Below are 24,225 nucleotides of genomic sequence, written 5' to 3' on the forward strand. Positions count from 1 at the left end.
ACATCGCCACGGTCTGCCATCCCATTGTTTTTACGCAATCCAGGACGGAAGGTTGACTCGCGCGTTCTCCAGAATGGCGCCTAGGCCGGCAGTCCGGGGCGGTCGAGTTTATTCGGCGACAGGGTGAAGATCTCGCAGCCCGTCTCGGTCACACCGATCGTGTGTTCATACTGCGCTGACAGCGAGCGGTCGCGCGTCACCGCAGTCCACCCATCCGACAGCACTTTGACATGCGGCCGGCCGAGATTGATCATCGGCTCGACGGTGAAGATCATGCCGGGCCGCATCTCGACGCCCTCTTGGGCGCTGCCATAGTGCAGGATGTTGGGAGCGTCGTGGAACAGCTGGCCTACGCCATGGCCGCAGAAGTCGCGCACCACCGAGCAGCGCTCGGCTTCGGCAAAAGTCTGTATGGCGGCGCCGATGGCGCCGGTGCGGGCGCCCGGGCGGATCGCCTCGATGCCGCGCATCAGGCATTCATGAGTGACCTCGAGCAGGCGCTCGGCGGCGCGCTTGATCGTGCCGACCGGGTACATGCGCGAGGAGTCGCCATGCCAGCCATCGAGGATGTAGGTGACGTCGATGTTGACGATGTCGCCATCCTTCAATGGCTTGTTGTCGGGAATGCCATGGCAGACGACATGGTTGATCGAGGTGCAGGACGACTTGGTGTAGCCGCGATAGTTGAGTGTCGCCGGCAGCGCACCATGATCCATGCCGAATTCGAAGACGAAGCGGTCGATGGTGTCGGTGGTGACGCCCGGCTCGACCATCGGCACCAGTTCGTCGAGGCAGCGCGCCGTGAGGTCGCAGGCCTTGCGCATGCCGGCAAAGCCGTCTTCGCCATAAAGACGGATCTGGCCGGTGTTTCTGAGCGGTGCCGTCGCGGCGTCGAGATAGGTGACCATTCGTGTCCGTCTTGCCGGGTAGGGCTCTTACAATGAGCCGGCGTGAAAATCTTCCCAGATTTGGCATCTGAAGGCCAAAGGTTCAAGGAAGAACTGCCCGAGAGGCCGCAACAGTCGAGATATTGACGCCATATCAGCCAGCGTTTTGGCGGCTTAGCTCGGATTTCTTTCCTTTCCTGCCGCAATGGGGTAGGGCCGATCGAGATTTTCTGGAGATGCCGCCTTTCATGACGGTCAAGCGCACCAGGTGGTTCGACACGCCGATCAAGGCAGCATGCTCATCGCTGATGGGCTTGGTGCTGCTGGCGCTGCTGTGCCTGGGGCAGCCTGATGTTCCAACTGTCTCAGGCGCCGCGTCGGGCGGCGCCAGCATCAGCCTGGAGCGGCACGGCGAAGCAGCGGCGCTGCTGCGGATCACCGGCAAGGCGCAGGCGCTTGAAGTTCGGGCCGGTCGACCGGTGCTGGTCAAGTACGCCAGCGGCAATCCCGCTTTGTTGCCGCCAGAAGCCGTTTTCCTTTTGCTTGGCCGGGCGTTGCCCGCCGATTCCGGCGCCGCCTTTGAGACAGTGTCCGCCCCGCAAGCGAGCGCCAACCAGCCGCGCGCGCCACCCACGGCCTGATCCAGCCGGCTCCCGGCCGCACTCCACCCTCATCAATACCTTGTTCGCGCCGCGACCCGTGCGGCGGCTGTTGGCCGCGCACCGGCGCGTAGCGCGTCGTTTTCCGGAATATTGAATATGCAACGCATCAAGACATTCAAAACCCTGTCATGTGCCGTCTCGGCCGCCCTGTTCCTTTCCATCAAGGCTTTGATCTGCATCGGAACCGTCTATTGGGCGGTCGCCGCGACGCTCGGCTTGACGGCAACGGTAGCCCTCATTCTTGGCGGTATTTTCGCCATGCCGACGCTGTTCGTTCTGATCACGGTCGTCCGCATGGCCTACGAGGCGGAGACCGATCCGGCGAACCAGTGACCCCGCCAACCAGTGACTGGCCGGCGCTGTGGCCGCCAGGCCGCAGGGGTGACGCAGTGACGACACATTTCCGCGCGAGAAGCGGGTCAAAGCAACTTTTCATGACAAACGGCGTTGCTTCGGTGACGCCAGTTCGGGAGATATGGAATGGACAGACTGCAATTCGAGGTGCCGGTGCGCATCGCGCCCGCCCCCGGTCTGCCAGTCGAAGAAATCTACGGCGTCGAACAGGCGCTCGATTTTCTTCAGGACTGGCCGGCGAGCCGGCAGGGTCCGGTCTACCAGAAAGCCTTCAACGCCTGCTTCGGCGCGACCGTCGATGTGGTCAAGACAGAAGATGCCTGCCGCGCCTTCATGGCGTTCTGCCGGGTTTCGCGGCTGATGGCCAAGGACATGATGGTTTCGCGCAAGCGCGGTGGCGAGGCGAGAACGCTGCAGCCTTGAGAGGCGGATCGTTCTAGACCAGCCTGTGCAGGATCATGCAGGAAATTCGCCGACCATGGAGCGGCGCCGATCTTGGCGCCGTTAAGCTTCCGTTTCCACCTTCGCGGCTACGCCAGTGATTGTTCAGCAATGGTTGATTCGTTGCGTCAGTCTCATGGTTCAAGATATGTCCCCAGATAAAGTGCGTGCATTCCCGATTGACCGTCAGATCTTCTTGGTCCGGGAGGTTGCCGCGACGCTCGACACTCTGCACGGCGACACCGCGACCTCGTTCTGGAGGTCCAAGGCGTCGGAATTGCTCGACCTCATTGTCGGATCGGGCAGGGACAGGGCAGCAGCCAGTGACGAGGTTCGTAGGTTCTTCCTTGCGGTGCAGATGGAGATGTCGGCTGGTTTGGTTGCTAGCTCGGCACCAGTTCTTTCCGCTTGAAGAAAGTATTGCCGGAAAATCCTACCGGTCAGACAGCTGCAAATGACGGCCGTCTTTTGTGACGTTGCACTAAAGTGGCGACGACATACCTTATTTGCACCACTTCAGTTTGAGATGCGTCCGCTCTCCAAGAAGCGGCAGCAGCCGAATAGGCCATCAACGTCAACGCTGGTCTCAGCTTGAACAGAAGTGGCACAAGATCGGTGTTCGCCGCCTCCCATGGCAAGCTCGCCCGGACCTGAGAGCCTTTGCCGGTAAGTATGCTGGACTTTGCCCGCGTCCTTACTCCTCTGCAGGGGAATGCGATTGCATGCGCAAAGAGTCCAGATGGCATCAACTACGCTAGGCCCGCTGCCGGGGGTAAGCCTTGGGGGTCGGCAGCGGGCCATGGCGGGAAAGCGGGTCCCGCCGGGCAGCAGGGCGCTCGCTGCCGGCTGCATTCGTAACCCGGCTTGGGTTTGATCGGCGACTTACGGATTTGTAAAGTTAGACGCGTGTGCTGACGTTCTTGGTCACTGAGATTGGCGGCCGGGATGTCTTTTAGCAGTCACCATCCAGCAACCCAGCTTAACCAGCTATCTGTTCACAACCGGGCCGCTCAACATGTCGCCTGAAGGCGTTAATGGAATATGAGGATTCGCTAATGCAACAAAAGACGCCTAAAAAGGGGACCAGGCTCAAACGTCACGATGGAGGAAAAAGATGGCTTACGGGATAGTCCACCACTTTCCGGGTGGGACAAAGTCGCAATATGAGGCTTCGCTCGCTGCTGTGCATCCAGCAGGCGGGGCGCTGCCAAAGGGCCAGACGTTCCACGCCGCGGGGCCGTCCGCCAGTGGCTGGACGATCGTTGCGATCCACGATTCAAAAGAGAGCTGGGAGAAGTTTCGTGATGGAACCCTTATGCCCACGATGAGCAAGGGCATCAAGGGCGGCTTCGCCTCGCCACCCCAAGAGACAACATTCGAAGCTCAAAACATTCAAAAGACTTAGCGGGTTTCGCCTGGGAAGGAATGTGCACTGGAGCGCGGGCTACAAGCCATAGGCGATGGTTTTCGATGATCTGAAGTGTTTGGGCATCTGCGGCACTCGCGCTAACGACAGTAAAAAAGAAACGAAATTTCCAAGCTGATGGCGTTGTGTCCCTCCGGCCATACCGCCAATACTTGCGCAACTTCCACCGAGCGCAAGTGGGCTTCTCCGAAGGGCGGCAGCATTAGTTTACGAATCCGTAAGTCGCTGATCGAGCCAAGGCTATCTACAATCACTGCCGGCAGCGGATGGCACTCCCTGCCTTGGTCGGTGTCCTCCACCCGCCGAACCTTATGGCCCGTTGCCGGAGGTGACGCACTGGCAGCGGGCCATAGGAATGGACAACACGGCTCCCCCGAGCGCTTGACCAGATCACGCCTTCTTCAGCCTAACGCCCGCGCCGCCGCCATTTTCCAGGATGAACTCGGCGCCGGCAGCCTCAAATGCGGCTTGTTCTGCAGCCGTCGAATACCCGGGCGCAGTTGTTTCCTTTTCGATTCTGGCAACCGCGCATCGGATGCATCAGCTTTAGATCGGCAGGAAACCGTCGGAATTTTCTGGTACGCCCAAGGGGAATCGAACCCCTGTTACCGCCGTGAAAGGGCGGTGTCCTAACCGCTAGACGATGGGCGCGCTCAGACGAAGCGGCTTATACTGGCGTTGAGCGCTACCGGCAACCCGTTAGTTGCCGCCCTGGACAACTTTTTTTCGGCCTTTGAAAACAAGGGGTTTCGCCGCTGCCGCACATTCGCGGAGTGCCGCATCATTTCGTCATTCCGGGCGAAGCAAGGAGCGCGGCGACCCGGCGCGGACTTCGAATCCATACCGCGACTCCCGAGCGTCGCAGCGGTCCAGAATTCTGCTCCGCCGCGCGCTTCGGCCAGGATCACGGCATGGGATCCAAGGCCTCCGCGACGGACCTTCGCTCCTGCTGCGTTCTGGGACGACCAGCGGGGAGGCTTCAGCCAATCTCGGATGTTTGAGATAGTCGACCGCAACGATGTCGGCTGCCAACAGGCCGCCTCACGCCGGTTGCTCGTTAGCCGTCTCCGCCGCCATCACCGCCGCCGCTGCGCCTGCGGCAGCGCCAGTTCCAGTCGCGTTCGGGGCCGACGTCGACATGGACGGATTCGGTGTGGCAGTAGGTGCCGACGCCGCCACGGCCGGGCATCGTCCTGATATAGCTTGCCAGCTCCCACTTGGAGACGCCGGGGACCTGGATGTCGGCAGCGGCACAATACATGTGCAGCGAATTCTTGGCGCCGTTGGCGCGGCGGTTGCGGGCCGGGTCGCGATAGCCTGACGTCACTGTCATCTTGCGGCCGTAGTGGCCCTCGATCGTCTTCAGCACGCGCACAAGCGACGGCTTCAGGCAGGCCACGTCGACGCTTTCGTTCTGCTTCAGGAGGCCATTCGGCGCCAGCCGCGCCATGCCGGCGGCGGAGGCGACCTGATAGGAGCCGCCCGAACCCTCGTCCTCGTTGAGGTCGACATCGCTCTCGTCATCGAGGCCGGACTTGCGCTTGATCTCGAACAGGGCGGTCTGGCGAACGCCGGGCAAGGCGTCACTGCCGGTAATATGGTTGGCATCGCCGCCGATCGAAGCCAGTTGCACCGGCTTCTGCGCCGAACCGGCCGAGGCAAGCGTGATGATCGGCTTGGCTGCTGGCTGCGGTTTGGCCTGCGTGACAACAGGCTGTTCGCCGGAGCGCGTGTTGATCAGTGGCGCCGGCTTGGCAGTAGCCGGGGTGGCGCCGAAGAACGAGGCGAGAAAGCCCTTTTTCTTCGGGGCGTCGGCCTGCGGCATCTCGCCAGCGGTCACATAGACCGGGTTGTCCATCGCGGGGGCGGGCGCTGCCGGCTTCGGCGCGGTCACTCCGGCGTCCGCGGCAGCGATCTTTTCGGCCACCGCGTCGGTTTGCTGGGCTGTCTGCGTCGGCTGTGTCAGCGACTGAGGCGTGTTGCCGGCGATGGTTGTGGCACCTTCCGGCGTTGTTAGCGGGAAGGCGGCTTCGGGTTTGGCCATCGGCACATAGGCGACCTGGTCGGGAAGTGCCGCATCGCCCTCGGCGGTCATGGTCATCTGCGGGCCTGACGTCATATGCGACGACGAATCGACCATGGCGACAGGCTTGACGCTGGAAGCGGCTCTTATGTCGGAAGCGGAGGCATTGTAGCCGGGCATGCCGACCGACATGGTTGGGTCGCCGGCCGATGTGCAGGAGGCCAGGAGCAACGAGCAGAGTGCTGCGACAATGGCGCGGCGCTCTCCCTTCGCAAGGCTCAATCCTGCAGATTTCAAAGTCAAATTCCCCCTCGATGTCCGGCCGGTATGTCCTTGGCGTAACGTTGGACGTCTACGTCAAAGTCACCTTTGTCTCCGATCCGGAAACGAGACCTGTGTCAAATCCGCAAGCCTGGAAGTATTTTTGCAACAGTGGTCGATTTGCAGCTTCTGGATGGTTGACGACACCATTTCGCCCGCTTTTGCCGGGCCGTCAACTCACCAGACATTACAGTCCGTTACACACGCACTTTCACATAGCTGCCGGGCGCATCGCCCAAGGTTTTCATATGCTTGCCGGGTTTGCGCGCAGGCACGCGGGTGCCGTCCTTGGCCTCGATCCAGCTTTGCCAGTGAGGCCACCAGGAGCCGGCGTGGTCCTTGGCTTTGGCGAACCACTGGTCAAAATCGCCCACCGGCGTGCCGCCGGTCCAGTACTGATATTTGTTCGAGGCGGGCGGGTTGACGACGCCGGCGATATGGCCTGATCCCGCCATCACGTAATCGACCTTGCCGCCGAAATATTTCGAGCCGAGAAACACCGAAAGTGCCGGCGCGATGTGATCTTCCTTGGAGGCGAGGTTGTAGATCGGAATGGTGACATCACCGAGCGAAACGGTGCGGCCGGCCAGTTCCATCGTGCCTTGCGAGAGGTTGTTTTCGAGATAGCAGTTGCGCAGGTAGAACGAATGGTTGGCCGCGCCCATGCGGGTCGAATCGGCGTTCCAATACAAAAGGTCGAATGGCAGGGGATCCTTGCCGCGCATGTAGTTGTTGACGACGTAGGGCCAGATCAGGTCGCCCGACCGCAGCATGTTGAAGGCGGTCGCCATCTTGGTGCCGTCGAGATAGCCCTTTTCGTTCATGGATTTCTCGACCGCCGCGATCTGCTCCTCGTCGACGAAGACCTTGAGGTCGCCGGCATAGGTGAAGTCGACCTGCGTTGTGAAGAAGGTCGCCGACTTGATGCGGCCGTCGCCTTCCCGAGCCATCAGTGCAAGCGCCGCGGCCAGCAGCGTGCCGCCGACGCAATAGCCGATCGCGTTGACTTCCTTCTCGCCGGTGGCCTGCTCGATCGTGTCGAGGCCGTATTGGAGGCCTTCCCTGATGTAGGCTTCCCAGCCCTTGGCGCCGTGGCGCTCGTCCGGGTTGATCCAGGAGATGACGAACACCGTGTGACCCTGCTCGATCGCCCAGCGGATGAAGGATTTCTGCGGGTTGAGATCGAGGATGTAGAACTTGTTGATCCATGGCGGGCAGATCAGCAGCGGCCGCTTCAGCACCGTCTCGGTCGAGGCATCATACTGGATGATCTCGGCGACATCGCTGCGGCCGACCACCTTGCCTGGCGTCGTGGCGATGTTCTTGCCGATCTCAAACGGCGAATAGTCCGCCTGCCGCAGTTTCAGGTCGCCTTTGCCGGCCGCGATATCCTCGGCCAGCATCTTCATGCCGCGCACCAGGTTCTCGCCGTTGGAGGCGACGGTCTCGCGAAACAGTTCCGGATTGGTGAGAATGAAATTCGACGGCGAGATGGCGTTGGACACCTGCTTGACGTAGAAGCCGGCCTTGTGGCGGGTGTGCTCGTCCAGACCTTCGGCGTGCTCGACCAGATCGGACGCCCAGCGCGAGGTGACGAGATACGCCTGCTTCAGGAAATCGAAGAAAGCGTTGCGGCCCCATTCGGGATCGAGGAAGCGCTTGTCGCCGCGTTCCGGCTTGACCGCGTCTTCGGTGGTCTCCGCAGCATTGCCGGTGCGCTGGATGGCGTTGGCCCAGACTGTCATATAGCCGGAGAACAGCCGCGTTTGCGCCTCCAGCGCGCGTTGCGGGTCGGAAAGCCAGTATTCGCTGAGCTTCGAGAAGGTCTTCACCATGTCGACAAACGGCTCGGCGACGCTGTCGCGCACCTCGCCTTTTTCGCGCGGCTCGGCCCATGCGGAGGCCGCCTTGCCGGCCTGCTCGATCATGCGCGCCATGTTCAGGGCGAAGCGCTCCGGGTCCTTCACCAGATATTGCTCGACGGTCGAAGGCTCGTCATCTTCCGTTTTGCCCGAATCGGGTGTTTTGGACATGGTTCGCGGGGTTCCTCCCGAAGCGTTTTCTTGACATATTATCATGGGACATCCGACCGGGTCCAATCCCGCTCTACCTCGGCTGCCAAGGAAACAATATGACGATTAATATTGGCGAGACTGTTTTTTTCGGGGCTGGACGTTTTTGCCGCATCAGCGCGGCGATTATGTTCCTGGCCATATCTGGTTGTTCTAGCACCAATACCAATGGTTCGACGCTGGCGGGCGCGGACACGGGTCCGAAGGACACCGGCACTTTTCCCAATCTGAACATCAAGCCGCAGGTCGCTGCGCCACAATTCACCGACGCCGAGAGGAACGCCAAGCTGGCGCAGCTGAAGTCGGACGAGCGGTCGCAGGGATCAAAGGGCGGCAGCCCGAAGACTGCGAACCAGGCCGCGTTGACCTCGCTGGCGAAAAAACATGGCGGTGACACGCTGAAGCAGATTGAAGGCAAATGCGACCCCGCCCTCGACCCTACCTGCAAATAAGTATATAGCGCGCGCCCAACGCCTCCCGTCGATGTCTGGAACTGCCATGGAAGAATTTCACAAGGTCCGCCGGCTTCCGCCTTATGTTTTCGAGCAGGTCAACCGGCTCAAGGCCAGCGCCCGTTCGCGCGGCGCCGACATTATCGACCTCGGCATGGGCAACCCGGACTTGCCGACCCCCAAGGCCATCGTCGACAAATTATGTGAGGTCGTTCGTGATCCACGCACGCACCGCTATTCCTCGTCGCGCGGCATTCCTGGGCTGCGCCGCGCGCAGGCCGCCTACTATGCCCGCCGCTTCGGCGTGAAGCTCAATCCCGATACGCAGGTCGTGGCGACGCTGGGCTCCAAGGAAGGCTTCGCCAATATGGCGCAAGCTATCACCGCGCCTGGCGACGTGATCCTCTGTCCGAACCCGACTTATCCGATCCACGCGTTCGGTTTCATCATGTCTGGCGGCGTCATCCGCTCGCTTCAGGTGGAACCGGATGACGGTTTCATCCCGGCGCTCGAGCGCGGCGTCCGTCACTCGATCCCGAAGCCACTGGCGCTGATCCTCAACTATCCGTCGAACCCGACGGCGCTGGTCGCCTCGCTCGATTTCTACAAGGACGTGGTCGCTTTCGCCAAGAAGAACGACATCATCATCCTGTCCGACCTTGCCTATTCCGAGATCTATTTCGACGGCAATCCGCCGCCATCGGTGCTGCAGGTGCCGGGCGCGATCGATGTTTGTGTCGAATTCACCTCGATGTCGAAGACCTTCTCCATGCCCGGCTGGCGCATGGGCTTTGCCGTCGGCAACGAGCGCCTCATCTCGGCGTTGACCCGGGTAAAATCCTATCTCGACTATGGTGCGTTCACGCCGATCCAGGTGGCGGCGGCACACGCGCTGAACGGCGATGGCGCCGACATCGCCGAAGTGCGCGAAATCTATCACAAGCGCCGCGACGTGATGGTCGATGCCTTTGGCCGCGCTGGTTGGACCATTCCTGCGCCGGCGGCCTCGATGTTTGCCTGGGCGCCTATCCCGGAACAGTTCCGGCATCTCGGCTCGCTCGAATTCTCCAAGCTGCTCATCGAGCATGCCGACGTCGCGGTGGCGCCTGGTGTCGGCTTTGGTGAGCATGGCGACGAGTTCGTGCGCGTTGCCCTAGTCGAGAACGAGCATCGAATCCGGCAGGCGGCGCGCAACATCAAGCGCTTCCTGGCGACCAGCGCCAAGCAGCCCAACAACGTCGTGCCGCTCTCCGCCCATCGTTAAGCGCCGACTTCATTTCATTTGATTCACTTTTTGAGGGGCGTCGCCGGACATGGCTGAAGCATTGCGTGTTGGAATTGCCGGTCTCGGCACAGTCGGTGCCTCGGTGGCGCGCGTGTTGCGCGACAAGGCGGCGGAACTAACCCGGCAATGCGGTCGCGATGTCGTCGTCACCGCCGTTTCGGCCCGCGACCAGAAGCGTGATCGCGGCATCGATCTCAGCGCGGCAAAGTGGTTCGACGATCCGATCAAGCTGGCGCAGAGCGCCGATATCGACGTTTTCGTCGAACTGATCGGCGGCGACGAGGGCGCGGCGCGTTCCGCCGTGAAGGCGGCTCTCGAAGCCGGGCGGCATGTCGTCACCGCCAACAAAGCGCTGCTGGCCAAGCATGGCGTGTCGCTGGCCGAGATCGCCGAGAAAAAGGGCGTGCTGCTCAACTACGAAGCGGCGGTCGCCGGCGGCATCCCTGTCATCAAGACGATGCGCGAGGCGATGGCCGGCAATTCGGTCACCCGCGTCTTCGGCATTCTCAACGGCACCTGCAACTACATCCTGACCCGCATGGAGGCCGAAGGCATTTCCTTCGACGCCTGCCTGAAGGACGCGCAGCGCCTGGGCTATGCCGAGGCCGACCCGACCTTCGACATCGAGGGTCAGGACACCGCGCACAAGCTGTCGATCCTGACCAGCCTGGCCTTCGGCACCAGGATCGCCGCCAACGACATCTATATGGAAGGCATTTCCAACATCACCCAGGCGGACATCCGTGCAGCCGCCGATCTTGGCTACCGGATCAAGCTTCTGGGTGTCGCGCAGCGCACTGAAAGCGGCATCGAGCAGCGCGTGCATCCAACGATGGTGCCGACAGCCTCGGTCATCGCGCAGGTTCATGGCGTCATCAACGCTGTGGCGATCGAGACCGATATTCTGGGAGAGCTGCTGCTCTCCGGCCCCGGCGCCGGCGGCAACGCAACCGCCTCGGCCGTCATCGGCGACATTGCCGACATCGCCAAGAGCCGGCCTGGCTTCCAGCATGGTCCGGTCTTCGGCCTGCCAGCGAAGGAACTGAGACCCTACAAGAAGGCGCAGATGCGCAGCCATGCCGGCGGCTACTTCATCCGGCTGACCGTGCATGATCGCATCGGCGTGTTCGCGGCAATCGCCAAGCGTATGGCCGACAACGACATTTCGCTGGAATCGATCGTCCAGCATGCGGTCAGCGGCGAGACAGAGGCGCAGAAGACGGTGATCCTCGTCACCCATGAGACTACCGAGGCGGCTGTGCGCAAGGCCGTCGACGGCATCACCAAGGACGGTCACCTGACCGACAAGCCGCAGGTCATCCGCATCGAGCGGGCAGGGTAGCTTTCGCCGGCGGGCGCGAAGGCGAGGCTCCCGTCCGGCTTGACAGATGCTGATCGGATGGTGAGCCGCCACGAACGGCCGGAACGAATTCGCGCCGGCGCCGTTCTCTTTGGCAGCAACCAAAGGAACCGCTCAATGGCTGATACCAATAAATCCGACCTCCCTGACATCGGCGATATCCAGAAGACTCTGGAAAAGCAGATCGCTGATTTGCGCAAGGAGATCACCAAGATCAACAAGAGTATTTCGGCACGCAGTGCGGAGATGATTGACGACGCCAGCGAGCAGGCCTCGGACCTCTATGACACCGCTGCAGCACGTGCGTCGCGAACCGCACAGCAGTTACGCAACCAGGCTCAGGCCGTTTCGGACGTAGCGCGGGAAAACCCCGGCACGACGACAGCCGTGGTCGGCGTCATCGGTCTGCTCGGTTTTCTGGCCGGCCTTGCCATTGGCCAGTCGATGAACAACGACACATCGCGCCGCTGGTATTGACCACGCGGCCGTAGAGCCGGCTTTTCCGGCTCACTTCCTGTTTTCATCATATAATTTTTAGGAGGACACTATGGCTTCATCCATGTTGGTCGGCATCCTGATCACATTCCTTGTCATCATTCTCGTTCTCTATCTGGTGCAGCGTCTGCCGCTCGACGCCAAGATGCGGCAGATCGTTCAGGTCATTGTCATCATCATCGGCATCATTTCGCTGCTTAAATATCTCGCGGTTTTCTAGGCCTAGGGCGGTAACGCGTCGGGCCGCACCCAGCCGACCGAAGGCAACACTCTGCGATATCTTCACTTTTCAGTACGGCCCGGCTCGATAGAGCAGGGCCGTACCTGTTTTAGCTCCGCGATTTAATCGATTGATATTGCTCACTTTTCGATAAAACCTCTAGGAGGTCTTGTCGTTGTCATGCTCGTTTGACAAAAGAGGCGCGCCTCCGGCGGGAGGCCGCATGCCAACGAGGAAATCACCAGATGAATGTGGCCCACAACATCATTGCCGGTCTTGACCGGATACTCACCATGGAACTGGTGCGGGTTACCGAACGGGCCGCCGTCGCCGCTGCCAGGCTGCGTGGACGCGGTGACGAAATGGCCGCCGATCAGGTCGCCGTCGATGCCATGCGCCAGGAGCTCAACCGGCTCTCCATCAAGGGCACCGTGGTGATCGGCGAAGGCGAGCGCGACGAGGCGCCGATGCTCTATATCGGCGAAGAGGTCGGCACCGGCAAAGGCCCCGCCGTCGATATCGCGCTCGATCCGCTCGAAGGCACGACGATCTGCGCCAAGAACCTGCCCAACGCGCTTGCGGTCATCGCGATCGCGGAAAAGGGCAGCCTGCTGTTCGCGCCCGATGTCTACATGGACAAGATCGCCATCGGTCCGGGCTATGCCGACGGCGTCATCGACATCGATGCTTCGCCGGCTGAGAACATCGCCAGCCTGGCCAAGGCCAAGGGTGTGACTGTTTCCGAGATCACCGCCTGCATCCTCGACCGGCCACGTCACGGCAAGCTGATCGACGCCGTGCGCGCCACGGGTGCCGCGATCCGGCTGATCGGCGACGGCGACGTAGCCGGCGTCATCCACACCACCGACCCGGAGGAGACCGGCATCGATATCTATCTTGGCACCGGTGGCGCGCCCGAAGGCGTGCTCGCTGCCGCAGCCTTGCGCTGCACCGGTGGTCAGATGCAGGGCAGGCTGATCCTCGACACGCCCGAAAAGGTCGCCCGCGCGGCAAAGATGGGCATATCGGACCCCAAGCGCGTCTATCGCACGGAAGACATGGCGCGTGGCGACGTGCTGTTTGCAGCGACCGGCGTCACCGACGGCAATATGCTCGCCGGCGTCAAGTTCGGCCGGAATTACATCACAACGCATACGATCGTGCTGCGCTCGTCTTCGCGGACCGTGCGCGAAATCAAGGCGCGGCATCAGGATCTGGAGAAGTTCTAGCCTCAAGCGCCGGCGCGATGCTTGCGGACCAGCGTCGCAGTTGTTAGCCCTGTGGCTGCATCGCATGATGTGGCCGTGAGGGATGTGAAGATGAAATCGATCGACTGGCACGCGGATCCGATTTCGCGTGCCACCGTCGTCACAAAATCCTATCGCAATACCCAGAATGTGCGGCGCTTTTTCATCAAGGAATGCGGCGGCGCGTTCAGGTTCGATCGGTCGTTCATGGCCTGGCTCAAGGACGGCATGGACAAGACGATGGGTGACGCAGCCGACGAATGGCGTCGGCGCGATGCCGAAAAGCGGAAAGCGTAGTTTTTCTTGAAGTCTCCTGTCACGTCGCACGAACGCGAACCGCTTGGCTTTGCCTGCCTTTGGCCTATCCTGCGGCCACAGATGAGTTGGCAAACGGTATGACCGGCGAAAAACGTCTCTTCCTTGATGTCCGGCAGTCGGCAACAGGTGTTTCGTGGGAACACCGGCTGACCGAGCGGCAAGACATGATGGCGCTGGCCATCGCGCAAGGCCATGGGGTGCCCGACATCGTTGCGCGTGTGCTTGCCGGGCGCGGCGTCACCGCCGAACAGACGGAACGATTCCTTGATCCGACTGTCCGCGACCTTCTGCCCGATCCGGCATCGCTAACCGATATGAACAAGGCTGCCAGCCGCATCGCCGACGCTGTGCTGGCACGGGAGAAGGTGGCGATTTTCGGCGACTATGATGTCGACGGGGCAGCCTCATCGGCGTTGCTCAAGCGGTTCTTGACGCATTTCTCGGTGCCGTCCGAAATCTATATTCCAGACCGCATTTTCGAGGGCTATGGTCCCAATCCGGATGCCATGCGCGAACTGGTTTCGCGAGGCGCGACGCTGATCGTCACGGTTGATTGCGGCACCAACAGTGCCGCTTCCATCGACGCCGCCAGGGCCGTTGGCGCTGACGTCGTGGTGCTCGATCATCACCAGGTCGGTGGGGCGTTGCCGGCGGCCCACGCGGTCGTCAATCCCAATCGCGACGATGACCTTTCCGGGCAGGGTCACCTTTGTGCCGCCGGCGTGGTGTTCCTGGCCCTGGTGCAAACTGCAAAGGTGCTGCGTGGCCGCCAAGCCGATCTGGCTCCGCCGGATTTGCTTTCCCTGCTTGATCTGGCGGCTCTTGCCACTGTCTGCGATGTCGTGCCGCTCATCGGCGTGAACCGTGCCTTCGTGGTCAAGGGGCTGCAAATGGCACGGCAGCAGAAGAACGAGGGGCTGGCCGCACTCGCCCGGGTGTCACGCATCGGCGAACCGATCAGCACTTTCCATCTGGCCTACCTGATTGGTCCGCGCATCAACGCCGGCGGGCGCATCGGTGACGCGGCCCTTGGAAGCCGGCTACTGGCGACCGATGACCCGGTCGAGGCCCGCACCATCGCCGAGACCCTGGATCAGCTCAATCAGGAACGGCAGACGATGGAGCAGGAAATGCTCGCGCAGGCACGTGCCGAAGCCGACGCCGAGTTGGCCGGCGGCAACGGCCCGGCCATCATCGTCACCGCCAGCAACAATTGGCATCCGGGCATTGTCGGGCTGCTCGCCTCGCGGCTCAAGGATCATGCACGCCGGCCGGCCTTCGCCATTGCCTTCAACGCCAATGGCGTTGGCACCGGCTCCGGCCGCTCGGTATCGGGCTTCGACCTCGGCCGGCTGGTTGGTGAGGCCGCTGATGCGGGGTTGATTGTCAAGGGTGGCGGCCACGCCATGGCGGCCGGCATCACGGTTGAGCGCGCGAAGCTCGGCGAGCTCAGGGCGTTCTTCGAGGAACGTGCCGCCGCCGATGTGTTCCGCCTGCAGGATGAGGAAAGCCTGGCGATCGACGGTGCGCTGGCCGCTGAAGGCGCGACGCTCAACCTGCTTGATGCTCTGGAAAAAGCCGGGCCGTTCGGCGCCGGGCATGTCGCGCCGGTCTTCGTGCTGCCGCGCCACCGGCTGGCCGACGCGCGGCCTGTCGGCACCAATCACATCCGCGTCGACCTGCAGTCGGAGAGCGGTGGCCGCATCCAGGCCATCGCCTTTCGCGCCGTCGACACTGCGCTTGGCGAGTTTCTGTTCAAGAACCGAGGCAAGACGATCCATGTCGCCGGTTCGCTGTCGGGGAATTACTGGAACGGCAACCGCACGGTGCAGTTCCGTATCACCGACGCGGCGCGTGCCTGACGTTCAGGCCAGAACCGCCTGCAACCGGTTCAGTTCGCCAATCTGCGCCATCGTCGCCTGATAGCCGAGGCTGATCGCTTCGTCGGCGCGATGGAATTCGGTCAGGCCGATATGGCTGAGCTTGGGCTGAAGCGACATATCAGGCGGATCGCCGGCAAGCCGGGCGCGTGAAATGCGGTCCTGGATGATGTTGAAGGCCTCGACCATGACGCCGGTGATGCCGAGCCGCGTTTCGCGCGACTGGCGCTCGGGATCGGCCTGGCCGGGCCTCGGCGCGTCTCGCTCGATGACCAGTTCGCCAGCGCTGTGCTTGATCACGGCGGCGCGGCCGAACAGGTCGTAGTGAAGGTTGACCGCCACGACCAGCGGCTGCTCATGGGCGCGGCAGACTGAAACCGGCACAGGGTTGACCAATGCGCCGTCGACCAGCACACGGCCGTTGCAGTTCACGGGCTCGAAGACGCCGGGCAAAGCATAGGAAGCGCGCATCGCTGTGATCAGCGAGCCGCTCGACAGCCAGACTTCATGGCCGGTGCGGATTTCCGATGCGACGCAGACGAACGGCTTGGGCAGATCCTCGAAGCGAATGCCGGCAACGTGTTCGCGAAGCCGGGCATCGAGCTTCATGCCGCCGAACAGGCCGCTGCCGCGCAGGTTGAGATCAAGCAGGCCAAAGATGCGCCGCCTGGTCAGGCTGCGGGCGAAGTCTTCAAGCTCATCCAGTTTGCCGGCGAGATAACAGCCGCCGACCAGCGCGCCGATCGACGTGCCGGCGATCATCGAGACTTCGATGCCGGCCTCATCGAGCGCGCGCAGCACGCCAATATGCGCCCAGCCTCGGGCACAGCCGCCACCTAAGGCGAGCGAAATGGCTGATTTCTTTGCGGGCTTCGTTTCGGACGCGCCGCCGGATGAGGACAGGCCGTTGGCCTCCCTGACATCTGGTCTGTTACGCAATGACGCCCACTCGAGCATCATGATCTCCCTTGTCCCACGGCCAATATACAGGCGGGCCGTATCGAAATGATGAATCTATGTGGCTGGCGAAAGGCAGAAGGTTCAAGCCCGTGATTTCCGATACGTGTTTTCCGCATCGAACAGCGGTTTGCTGCCGTCGTCGGCAAGCGTCCCCTTGCCGTCGGTCAGCCCCACCGTCCGATAAAAGCATGAACGCCGGCCGGTGTGACAGGTTGCGTCGTGGCCCAACACTTTGACGCGCAGCCACAATGCATCCTGATCGCAGTCGGTGCGCATCTCCACGACATGCTGGAAATTGCCGGAGGTTTCGCCCTTTTTCCAAAGCGCGTTGCGGGACCGCGACCAGTAATGGGCAATCCCGGTTTCGAGCGTCAGGGCGAGAGCCTCGGCGTTCATATGCGCTACCATCAGCAGCATGCCGTCCTCGGCATCGGTGACGACAACGGTCACCAGGCCTACTGCATCGAAGCGCGGCGAGAGGATGGTGCCTTCCTCAAGTGCTTTCTTGTCCGATGGAGCTTTTGGAAATTCCAGTGCCGACATCGCCGGTCCTTGTCCAAGCCAGATCGCACTTCACGCGATGCGGCTTATATCCTTGTTTCACGCATGTTGTTCGTCCCAAAACCGCTGCGCACTTTTGGGTGGACACGCTTCGGGCCGGCGAGGGCCGATCAGGCCCCGCCGCGCACCATGGTGACGAAACGCACCTGCTCTTCGGGCGTGTCCTTGAAGACGCCGGTGAAGGTCGAGGTGAGGGTGGTGGAACCCTGCTTGCGGATGCCGCGCATGGCCATGCACATATGCTCCGCCTCGATCATCACCGCCACGCCACGCGGGTTGAGCACGTCCTGGATGACGCTGGCGATCTGCGCGGTCAGCGCTTCCTGGGTCTGCAGGCGATGGGCGAAGATATCGACGACGCGTGCGATCTTGGACAGGCCGACAACCTTGCCATCCGGGAGATACCCGACATGCGCCTTGCCGATGATCGGCACCATGTGGTGTTCGCAATGCGAATGGAATGTGATGTCCTTGACGATCACGAGGTCGTCATAGCCGGCGACTTCCTCAAAAGTGCGGCCAAGCTCATCCGCCGGGCACATGTCGTAGCCGCCGAACATTTCGCGATAGGCTTTCGCGACGCGCTTGGGCGTATCGACAAGACCTTCACGGTCGGGATTGTCGCCGGTCCAGCGCAGAAGGGTGCGTACGGCGGCTTCGACTTCTGCCTCACTTGGGCGGTCGGTGACCGGCTTGTCCATGTAGGCGGACTGGGGCATGAGCTTCTTGATAACGGCATCCATAAAAGGCGTCTCCCGTAGTTCCTCTCTCGGAGGAACGAGTTGAACGGACCACGACGTTTCGGTGTCGGAACCCGCCCGGTTTCCAGCCCCGCAAGTGGCGTGAACAGATTGGGTAAAGACATGGGCTTCCAGTCGCCTTGTCGATACCGCACTGCACCCATTATATATGCTGATGACGAGCGAAAGGAAGACGCGTCAGCGGCAATCGCTGTTCGCTTGGCGGCGACGGATTGGAAAAATATGATTGACGATGTCTACAATGCGAAAATTCTCGGTTTTGCCGGAAACATCGCGCGCATCGGCCGGCTCGATCATCCGGACGCGAGCGCCAAGGCGCATTCCAAGCTGTGCGGTTCGACCGTCACCGTCGACCTCAAGATGGAGGAGGGCGTGGTCACCGACTTCGCCCATGACGTGAAGGCCTGCGCGCTCGGCCAGGCGTCTTCCTCGATCATGGCGCAGCATGTGGTCGGCGCCACGGCGGATGAATTGCGCACAGTGCGCGAGACGATGCTGAAGATGCTGAAGGAAAATGGGACGCCGCCGGACGGCCGCTTCGCCGACCTCAAGTATCTGGAACCGGTGCGCGACTACAAGGCACGGCATGCGTCGACCATGCTGACCTTCGACGCCGTGGTCGATGCCATCGGCCAGATCGAGAAGAAGCGCGCCGAAGAGGCGGCTTAGGTGTGGAGCCTCAATAGGTTGTCCTCGGTTCTGTCGAGGCGACTGATCGGTGTTTTGGACTTTAGGCTGCCGTGCGGGCGATGCCAATTGTACCTGTGGAGCCATACCGGCAGTTCGGCTGCGCGGTGGTGCGAGGTCGGATAGGCGATGGCATAGGCCCATTCCCTTAGCGCGGTCTGGATGAAGCGCTCGGCCTTGCCGTTGGTCTTGGGCGTGTAGGGCCTTGTCCTGACATGCTTAAGGTCGAGATCGCGACAGGCTTTGGCGAAGGCTTTCGACCTATAGCAGGAGCCGTTGTCGGTCATGACGCGCGCAATGGTGACGCCGAGGCTTGCATAATAGGCCAACGCCGCCTTGAGGAAGGCGACGGCGCTTTCCTTCTTCTCGTCGGGCAGGATCTGCGAGAAGGCGATGCGAGAGGCGTCGTCGATGCAGACATGGACGAATTCCCATCCGGCGCCGCGCGACTTGCCCTTCTGTGGATCGCCGGTGATGCGGTGCCCGACCTGGCTGAAGCGGCCCAGCTTCTTGATGTCGATGTGGATCATCTCGCCGGGGTGCTCGCGCTCGTAGCGCCGGATCGGTTCGGCCGGCTCAATGTCCTTCAGCCGCGACAGCCCGGCACGCTTCAGCACCCGGCTGACGGTGGCGGGTGAGACGCCAACCTCCATGGCGATGTGCTTGCCGGTCAGCCGCCGGCGGCGCAATGCCATGATGCGCTCGGCCACCGCCTGTCCGGTCATCCCCGGCATGACATGAGGCCGCGACGAGCGGTCGACCATGCCGGCCCGGCCCTCGGCCTTGTAGCGCTCGACCCAGCGCGCCGCGATCTTCGCCGACACACCATACGTCCGCGCCGCATGGGCTTGGGAAAGACGACCTTCTATCACCGACAGCGCCATTTCCTCTCGACGCAGCGGCGTGAGACGGGCATTCTTGTGGATGTTCATTCGGACCCTCCGATGAGTGCTGAAGCTTGGTAACTCCAGTCTCCTCGGTCAGGTCCGAATGGACAACCCCCTGAGAGCTCACACTTAGGCCAGATAGTTCTGTGCCTGCAGCACGCGCCTGCTCTCGGCGAATTCGCCGCGGATCCAGTTGGCGAACGCAGCGGCCGGCTCTGAGAGATCGCGCAAATTCCGCGCCACCAGCCAGTAAGCGCCGCAGATAACGTTGGCGTCGAACGGCTTGATCAGCGTGCCGGCGGCCAGTTCCTCGGTCACCAGCAGAAGGTCGCCCAGCGCCACGCCATGTCCGAGCATGGCTGCCTGTTTCGACAATGAGGCGTCGGCCAGCAACGGCCCGCGCTCCGGCATCACGTCATCGGTGACGCCAGCCGCCTCGAACCATCGCGTCCAACCCTGGCGGTTTTCTTCGTGCAGCAAGGTGTAGCGGCGCAGGTCGACGGGGCGTTTCAGCGCCGGACCGGATTTGAAAAGCGCGGGCGACAGCACAGGTGAATCAATGACCAATGCCAGCCGCTCCGCCTCGCTGCGCGGCCAGGAGGTGTCGTGCGCGCTGAAGCGCAGAGCCAGTTCGGCCTGGTCGCTGCGGAATTCGATCAGACGCGAGTTGACGTCGAGCGAGACGTCGATGTCCGGCCGCAGTTCACGGAACCGGTTTAGCCGCGGCACCAGCCAGGATGCCGCAAGCGATGGCTCGACGCTGACACTGACCATGGACTGGGCCGGTGTCGCCACCAATTCGCCGAGCAACGTGTCGATGGCGTCAAAGCTCCTGACGAGCTGGTCCAGCAGACGCCGGCCCGTGTCGGTCAGTTCAACGCGCCGATGGTGGCGCTCGAACAGAGGCTGGCGCAGGAAGGATTCAAGCTCTCGGATCTGACGGCTGATCGCAGCTTGCGAGACGAAAAGCTCCTCGGCCGCCCGGCTGAAGCTCAGGTGACGGCCTGCCGCTTCGAAGCTTCTCAGTGCCGTCAGAGGCAAGCGTCCACGCTTCATTCGCATAATCTCAAGTTATTCGAGCTGGAAATTATACTCGTTTGAAGGCGAAGGCCAGATTTTGTCTAATCAGGGCCAGAAGGAGATACGGCCATGGCCCAATTTCTTGAGATTTTCGGCGATGTGATGCGCATCGTGACGTTTCAGCGGCAGAGCGAGCGGTTGCCAAACAGGGGAAGCCGGGAAGAGGCGCGGACCGCACCCACACGTTGGGCATCTTTGCCCAGTAGCCGTATCGCGCGGTTTCACCGCTGAAATCACGACGACTGGTACCGAGACCCGTGAGGGATTGTGTTTTGCCTGTGAAGCTTTCATCTGTTGCGTCAGGGAAACGCGATGCGGAGAAGGCAGTGCGCGACGATCATCGACACGCGCATGGGGCCGGGCCAACACAGCGTGGCCGCAACTGGCCGGGCCCGTGGCGCAAAACGCCGGGCCGCATTCTCGGCACGTCGCTGGTGCGGCTCTATCAACTGACGCTATCAGGCTTCGTTGGCAATTCCTGCCGGCATCTACCGACTTGCTCGGAATACGCCCACGAGGCAGTCGCCCGCCACGGCCTGTGGGCCGGCGGCTGGATGGGGCTTTTCCGCGTGCTGCGCTGCGGGCCATTCGGCACGCATGGCATCGACCGTGTGCCGGTGGCGCTGGCGGATCGTTATCTCTGGTTCACGCCCTGGCGCTACTGGCGGATCGGCAAAAAGCCTGCCGATCCGGAGAACTGATGCTTGCGCCCGAGGCTCTGGAGCGGGCAATGCGAATGACTTTTACGATCTGTTTAGGTTAACCACATCTATCGCATTTGAGACAAAATCGAGACAAGAGAACTCGCTAAGCCGCTCCCCACACCCCTTCTGGAGCGAGTACCCGATGCGCAATTTAGACCGTCTTCCCTTCATCATGGCCGCCGTCTTGTTTCTGCTGGCCTGGCTGCTGGGGTTTCCGCTGCGCGCGCAATCCGCACCGTTGAAAGACGTCCAATGCACGGTGATTCAGGATGCCGCGAGCGGCAAGACGCTCTATCAGGACGGGGTCTGTGACCAGCGCTTCAGCCCGGCTTCGACATTCAAGCTGCCGCTGTCGCTGATCGGCTATGACGCTGGAATCCTGAGCGACGAGCACACACCAACCTGGGACTACAAGCCCGAATTCAACGCCGTGAAGCGGGACCAGAAAGCCGTCGACCCGACGATCTGGGAGCGCGACTCGATCCTGTGGTTCTCCAGGGAGATCACGAGCCGGCTCGGCGGCACCAGCTTCGTTGGCTATGTCAAGAAATTCGACTACGGCAACAATGATGTTTCCGGCAATCCCGGCAAGAACGACAGCCTGACCCAGTCCTGGGTGAACTCCTCGCTCAAGATAACGCCGATCGAGCAGGTCAACTTCCTGCGCCGGCTGCTTGCCCGAGACTTGCCGGTGTCGGCCAAGGCCTATGACATGACCAAGGCGATCATACCGACATTCCAGGCCGGCGGCTGGACCGTGCAAGGCAAGACCGGCTCCACTCGGCTGCGCAACGATGCCGAAAAGATCGAGGACAAGCGTTCACTTGGCTGGTTTGTCGGCTGGGCGCAAAAGGATGGCCGCCAGATCGTCTTTGCCCGCCTGGCGGTCGACACCAAGCGCACCGATATGCCCAAGGGCTTGAAGACGCGTGCCGGGTTCCTGAAGGACCTGCCGCAGCTGATCAAATGAAAGCCTGACGCCTGATCCGGCTTTACGGCGGCGGAAACTGCCCATAAAAGACAGCCGCGCCGGACGCATCCGGCTTCACCCATGCATGTTGTGCGCAAAGCCGCTCAACAGTTTTGAGCGACATGCATTTAACCACCCGCGCTCGTTTGCGGGACTGGATAGGAGAATGACATGCTGAATTCCGTTTCCCTGACATTTCCCGATGGCTCCGTGCGCGAATACGACGCGGCGATGACTGGTGCTGGTCTCGCGGAATCGATCTCCAAGTCGCTGGCCAAGAAGGCTGTCGCCTATGCCATCGATGGCGTGGTGCGCGATCTCAGCGATCCACTCGGCAAGTCCGGCAAGGTCGAGATCGTCACCCGTGACGATCCGCGCGCGCTGGAGTTGATCCGCCACGACACCGCGCACGTCCTGGCGGAAGCGGTGCAGGAACTGTGGCCGGGGACGCAGGTGACCATCGGACCGGTGATCGAGAACGGATTCTACTACGATTTCGCCCGCAACGAGCCCTTCACGCCCGACGATTTTCCGGTGATCGAGAAAAAGATGCGCGAGATCATTGCGCGCAACAAGCCGTTCACCAAAGAGGTCTGGTCGCGCGAGCAGGCGAAAAAAGTGTTTGCCGACAAAGGCGAACGCTACAAGCTGGAATTGATCGATGCGATTCCCGAGGACCAGGATCTCAAGATCTATGGACAGGGCGGCTGGTTCGACCTTTGCCGTGGTCCGCACATGGCTTCGACCGGCCAGATCGGCAACGCCTTCAAGCTGATGAAGGTGGCCGGCGCCTATTGGCGCGGCGATAGCAACAACCCGATGCTGACGCGCATCTATGGCACCGCATGGGCCGATCAGGCACAGCTTGAAGCCTACCAGACGATGCTGGAAGAGGCTGAGAAGCGCGACCACCGCAAGCTCGGCCGCGAGATGGACCTGTTCCATTTCCAGGAGGAGGGGCCCGGCGTCGTCTTCTGGCACGCCAAGGGCTGGAAGATGTTCCAGAACCTGGTCAACTACATGCGCCGGCGCCTCGACGAGCAGGGCTACCAAGAGGTCAATGCACCGCAGGTTCTGGACAAGAGCCTGTGGGAGACGTCAGGCCACTGGGGCTGGTATCGCGATGCCATGTTCAAGGTGACCGTGGCCGGCGACGACACCGACGACGACCGCGTCTTCGCGCTGAAGCCGATGAACTGCCCTGGTCATGTGCAGATCTTCAAGCATGGGTTGAAGTCCTATCGCGACCTGCCAGTGAAGCTGGCGGAGTTCGGCAATGTGCACCGCTACGAGCCGTCGGGTGCCCTGCACGGGCTGATGCGCGTGCGCGGCTTCACGCAGGACGATGCGCATATTTTCTGCACCGAGGAGCAACTGGCGTCGGAGTGCCTGCGCATCAACGACCTGATCCTGTCGACCTATGCCGATTTCGGTTTCGACGAGATCAGCGTGAAGCTGTCGACGCGACCAGAAAAGCGTGTCGGCACCGACGAAGCCTGGGATCACGCCGAAGCGATCATGGGCAACGTTCTGGAGACGATCCGGACACAGTCGGGCAATCGTATCAAGACCTCGATCAATCCGGGCGAGGGCGCCTTCTACGGGCCGAAATTCGAATATGTGTTGAAGGACGCCATCGGCCGCGAATGGCAATGCGGAACCACCCAAGTGGACTTCAACCTGCCGGAGCGTTTCGGTGCTTTCTATATCGGCTCGGATTCCGAAAAGAAGCAGCCTGTGATGGTGCATCGCGCCATCTGTGGTTCAATGGAACGCTTCCTTGGCATCCTGATCGAGAACTATTCGGGCCATTTCCCGCTCTGGTTCGCGCCCTTGCAGATTGTGGTGGCGACGATCACCTCCGATGCCGACGACTACGCCACGAAGGTCGTGGCGCGGTTGAAGGCGGCCGGCCTGCTGGCCGAAGCGGACCTGCGTAACGAGAAGATCAACTACAAGGTCCGCGAACATTCGCTGGCCAAGGTGCCGGTCATTCTCGTCTGCGGCAAGCGCGAGGCGGAGGAGCAGACCGTCAACATCCGCCGTCTTGGCTCGCGCGATCAGGAATCGCTTGGGCTTGGCGAAGCGGTGAGGCTGCTGACCGAGGAGGCGGTGACGCCTGACCGCAAGCGCAAAGCGGCGGCCTGATTCAACAGCGTTTCCAATCGAATG

General features: G+C 61.7%; 25 protein-coding genes and 1 tRNA gene. 17 read left to right on the forward strand and 9 right to left on the reverse strand.

From position 1 onward, the window contains the following. Positions 1-80: 80 nt before the first annotated feature. Positions 81-908, reverse strand: coding sequence for a type I methionyl aminopeptidase (map, locus tag GA829_RS19625; RefSeq protein WP_195174341.1), 828 nt, complete (start codon positions 906-908; stop codon positions 81-83). A 227-nt stretch (positions 909-1,135) separates the two neighbouring features. On the opposite strand from map, the gene GA829_RS19630 reads away from it, so the two are divergent. From GA829_RS19630 to GA829_RS19650, 5 genes are all read left to right on the forward strand, one after another. Further along, positions 1,136-1,528: a hypothetical protein gene (locus GA829_RS19630; protein ID WP_258051791.1), complete on the forward strand. Its 393-nt coding sequence runs from the start codon at positions 1,136-1,138 to the stop codon at positions 1,526-1,528. Positions 1,529-1,645: 117 nt separating this feature from the next. Further along, positions 1,646-1,882: a hypothetical protein gene (locus GA829_RS19635; protein ID WP_195174342.1), complete on the forward strand. Its 237-nt coding sequence runs from the start codon at positions 1,646-1,648 to the stop codon at positions 1,880-1,882. 147 nt (positions 1,883-2,029) lie between these two features. Then, positions 2,030-2,326 carry a DUF982 domain-containing protein gene (locus GA829_RS19640; protein WP_195174343.1) on the forward strand — a complete coding sequence of 99 codons (297 nt, stop codon included), beginning with the start codon at positions 2,030-2,032 and terminating at the stop codon, positions 2,324-2,326. 115 nt (positions 2,327-2,441) lie between these two features. Next, complete coding sequence (locus GA829_RS19645) at positions 2,442-2,756, forward strand: DUF6074 family protein (protein WP_258051792.1); 315 nt, start codon at positions 2,442-2,444, stop codon at positions 2,754-2,756. Positions 2,757-3,458: 702 nt separating this feature from the next. Next, positions 3,459-3,749: a hypothetical protein gene (locus tag GA829_RS19650; RefSeq protein ID WP_195174344.1), complete on the forward strand. Its 291-nt coding sequence runs from the start codon at positions 3,459-3,461 to the stop codon at positions 3,747-3,749. A 597-nt stretch (positions 3,750-4,346) separates the two neighbouring features. On the opposite strand, the gene GA829_RS19655 is transcribed toward GA829_RS19650, so the two are convergent. The 3 genes from GA829_RS19655 to phaC all read right to left on the reverse strand — a co-directional run bounded on the left by GA829_RS19655 (position 4,347) and on the right by phaC (position 8,147). Then, a tRNA-Glu gene (locus GA829_RS19655) sits at positions 4,347-4,421 on the reverse strand. Between the two features lie 406 nt (positions 4,422-4,827). Then, positions 4,828-6,096: a YcbK family protein gene (locus tag GA829_RS19660; protein WP_195174345.1), complete on the reverse strand. Its 1,269-nt coding sequence runs from the start codon at positions 6,094-6,096 to the stop codon at positions 4,828-4,830. Between the two features lie 215 nt (positions 6,097-6,311). Beyond that, the gene (gene phaC, locus GA829_RS19665) at positions 6,312-8,147 is read right to left on the reverse strand and encodes a class I poly(R)-hydroxyalkanoic acid synthase (RefSeq protein ID WP_195174346.1); all 1,836 of its coding nucleotides are present in this window, start codon (positions 8,145-8,147) and stop codon (positions 6,312-6,314) included. Between the two features lie 98 nt (positions 8,148-8,245). Between phaC and GA829_RS19670 the strand changes: the two genes are divergently transcribed. From GA829_RS19670 to recJ, 8 genes are all read left to right on the forward strand, one after another. Further along, positions 8,246-8,638 (forward strand): hypothetical protein, encoded by a 393-nt coding sequence (locus GA829_RS19670; protein ID WP_195174347.1) that lies wholly within the window; start codon positions 8,246-8,248, stop codon positions 8,636-8,638. A 46-nt stretch (positions 8,639-8,684) separates the two neighbouring features. Next, a complete protein-coding gene (locus tag GA829_RS19675; protein WP_195174348.1) occupies positions 8,685-9,902 on the forward strand; it encodes an LL-diaminopimelate aminotransferase in 1,218 nt (405 codons plus the stop codon). Between the two features lie 49 nt (positions 9,903-9,951). After that, complete coding sequence (locus tag GA829_RS19680) at positions 9,952-11,265, forward strand: homoserine dehydrogenase (protein WP_195174349.1); 1,314 nt, start codon at positions 9,952-9,954, stop codon at positions 11,263-11,265. A gap of 135 nt (positions 11,266-11,400) precedes the next feature. Beyond that, positions 11,401-11,760, forward strand: coding sequence for a hypothetical protein (locus tag GA829_RS19685; protein WP_195174350.1), 360 nt, complete (start codon positions 11,401-11,403; stop codon positions 11,758-11,760). A gap of 70 nt (positions 11,761-11,830) precedes the next feature. After that, positions 11,831-11,998 (forward strand): Thivi_2564 family membrane protein, encoded by a 168-nt coding sequence (locus tag GA829_RS19690; RefSeq protein ID WP_195174351.1) that lies wholly within the window; start codon positions 11,831-11,833, stop codon positions 11,996-11,998. A 245-nt stretch (positions 11,999-12,243) separates the two neighbouring features. After that, the gene (gene glpX / locus GA829_RS19695; protein ID WP_195174352.1) at positions 12,244-13,227 is read left to right on the forward strand and encodes a class II fructose-bisphosphatase; all 984 of its coding nucleotides are present in this window, start codon (positions 12,244-12,246) and stop codon (positions 13,225-13,227) included. Positions 13,228-13,317: 90 nt separating this feature from the next. Beyond that, entirely contained in the window at positions 13,318-13,542 is a 225-nt protein-coding gene (locus GA829_RS19700) for a DUF6434 domain-containing protein (protein WP_195174353.1), read from the forward strand. A gap of 98 nt (positions 13,543-13,640) precedes the next feature. Then, positions 13,641-15,425 carry a single-stranded-DNA-specific exonuclease RecJ gene (gene recJ / locus GA829_RS19705; RefSeq protein WP_195174354.1) on the forward strand — a complete coding sequence of 595 codons (1,785 nt, stop codon included), beginning with the start codon at positions 13,641-13,643 and terminating at the stop codon, positions 15,423-15,425. Positions 15,426-15,428: 3 nt separating this feature from the next. Here the strand turns inward: recJ and GA829_RS19710 are convergent, their stop codons facing one another. From GA829_RS19710 to folE, 3 genes are all read right to left on the reverse strand, one after another. Further along, positions 15,429-16,400, reverse strand: a complete 972-nt coding sequence (locus GA829_RS19710; protein WP_195179738.1) for a patatin family protein — start codon at positions 16,398-16,400, stop codon at positions 15,429-15,431. A gap of 84 nt (positions 16,401-16,484) precedes the next feature. Next, on the reverse strand, positions 16,485-16,946 hold the full coding sequence (gene hisI / locus GA829_RS19715) for a phosphoribosyl-AMP cyclohydrolase (protein WP_195174355.1): 462 nt from the start codon (positions 16,944-16,946) through the stop codon (positions 16,485-16,487). A gap of 128 nt (positions 16,947-17,074) precedes the next feature. After that, positions 17,075-17,707 carry a GTP cyclohydrolase I FolE gene (gene folE / locus GA829_RS19720; RefSeq protein WP_195174356.1) on the reverse strand — a complete coding sequence of 211 codons (633 nt, stop codon included), beginning with the start codon at positions 17,705-17,707 and terminating at the stop codon, positions 17,075-17,077. A 240-nt stretch (positions 17,708-17,947) separates the two neighbouring features. Here folE and GA829_RS19725 point away from each other — a divergent pair, with 240 nt between their 5' ends. Next, complete coding sequence (locus GA829_RS19725) at positions 17,948-18,394, forward strand: iron-sulfur cluster assembly scaffold protein (RefSeq protein WP_195174357.1); 447 nt, start codon at positions 17,948-17,950, stop codon at positions 18,392-18,394. Here GA829_RS19725 and GA829_RS19730 read toward each other — a convergent pair. Then, entirely contained in the window at positions 18,391-19,344 is a 954-nt protein-coding gene (locus tag GA829_RS19730) for an IS481 family transposase (RefSeq protein ID WP_195174358.1), read from the reverse strand. The two genes, GA829_RS19725 and GA829_RS19730, sit on opposite strands and share 4 nt — an antisense overlap. Before the next feature lie 84 nt (positions 19,345-19,428). After that, entirely contained in the window at positions 19,429-20,355 is a 927-nt protein-coding gene (locus tag GA829_RS19735; protein ID WP_195174359.1) for a LysR substrate-binding domain-containing protein, read from the reverse strand. A gap of 350 nt (positions 20,356-20,705) precedes the next feature. Between GA829_RS19735 and yidD the strand changes: the two genes are divergently transcribed. From yidD to thrS, 3 genes are all read left to right on the forward strand, one after another. Beyond that, positions 20,706-21,080, forward strand: a complete 375-nt coding sequence (gene yidD, locus GA829_RS19740) for a membrane protein insertion efficiency factor YidD (RefSeq protein WP_195174360.1) — start codon at positions 20,706-20,708, stop codon at positions 21,078-21,080. 145 nt (positions 21,081-21,225) lie between these two features. After that, positions 21,226-22,053 (forward strand): class D beta-lactamase, encoded by an 828-nt coding sequence (blaOXA, locus tag GA829_RS19745; RefSeq protein ID WP_195174361.1) that lies wholly within the window; start codon positions 21,226-21,228, stop codon positions 22,051-22,053. Between the two features lie 171 nt (positions 22,054-22,224). Next, the gene (gene thrS / locus GA829_RS19750; protein ID WP_195174362.1) at positions 22,225-24,201 is read left to right on the forward strand and encodes a threonine--tRNA ligase; all 1,977 of its coding nucleotides are present in this window, start codon (positions 22,225-22,227) and stop codon (positions 24,199-24,201) included. Positions 24,202-24,225 lie beyond the last annotated feature (24 nt).

This window comes from Mesorhizobium sp. INR15 (genome assembly GCF_015500075.1).
Taxonomy (GTDB): Bacteria; Pseudomonadota; Alphaproteobacteria; order Rhizobiales; family Rhizobiaceae; genus Mesorhizobium.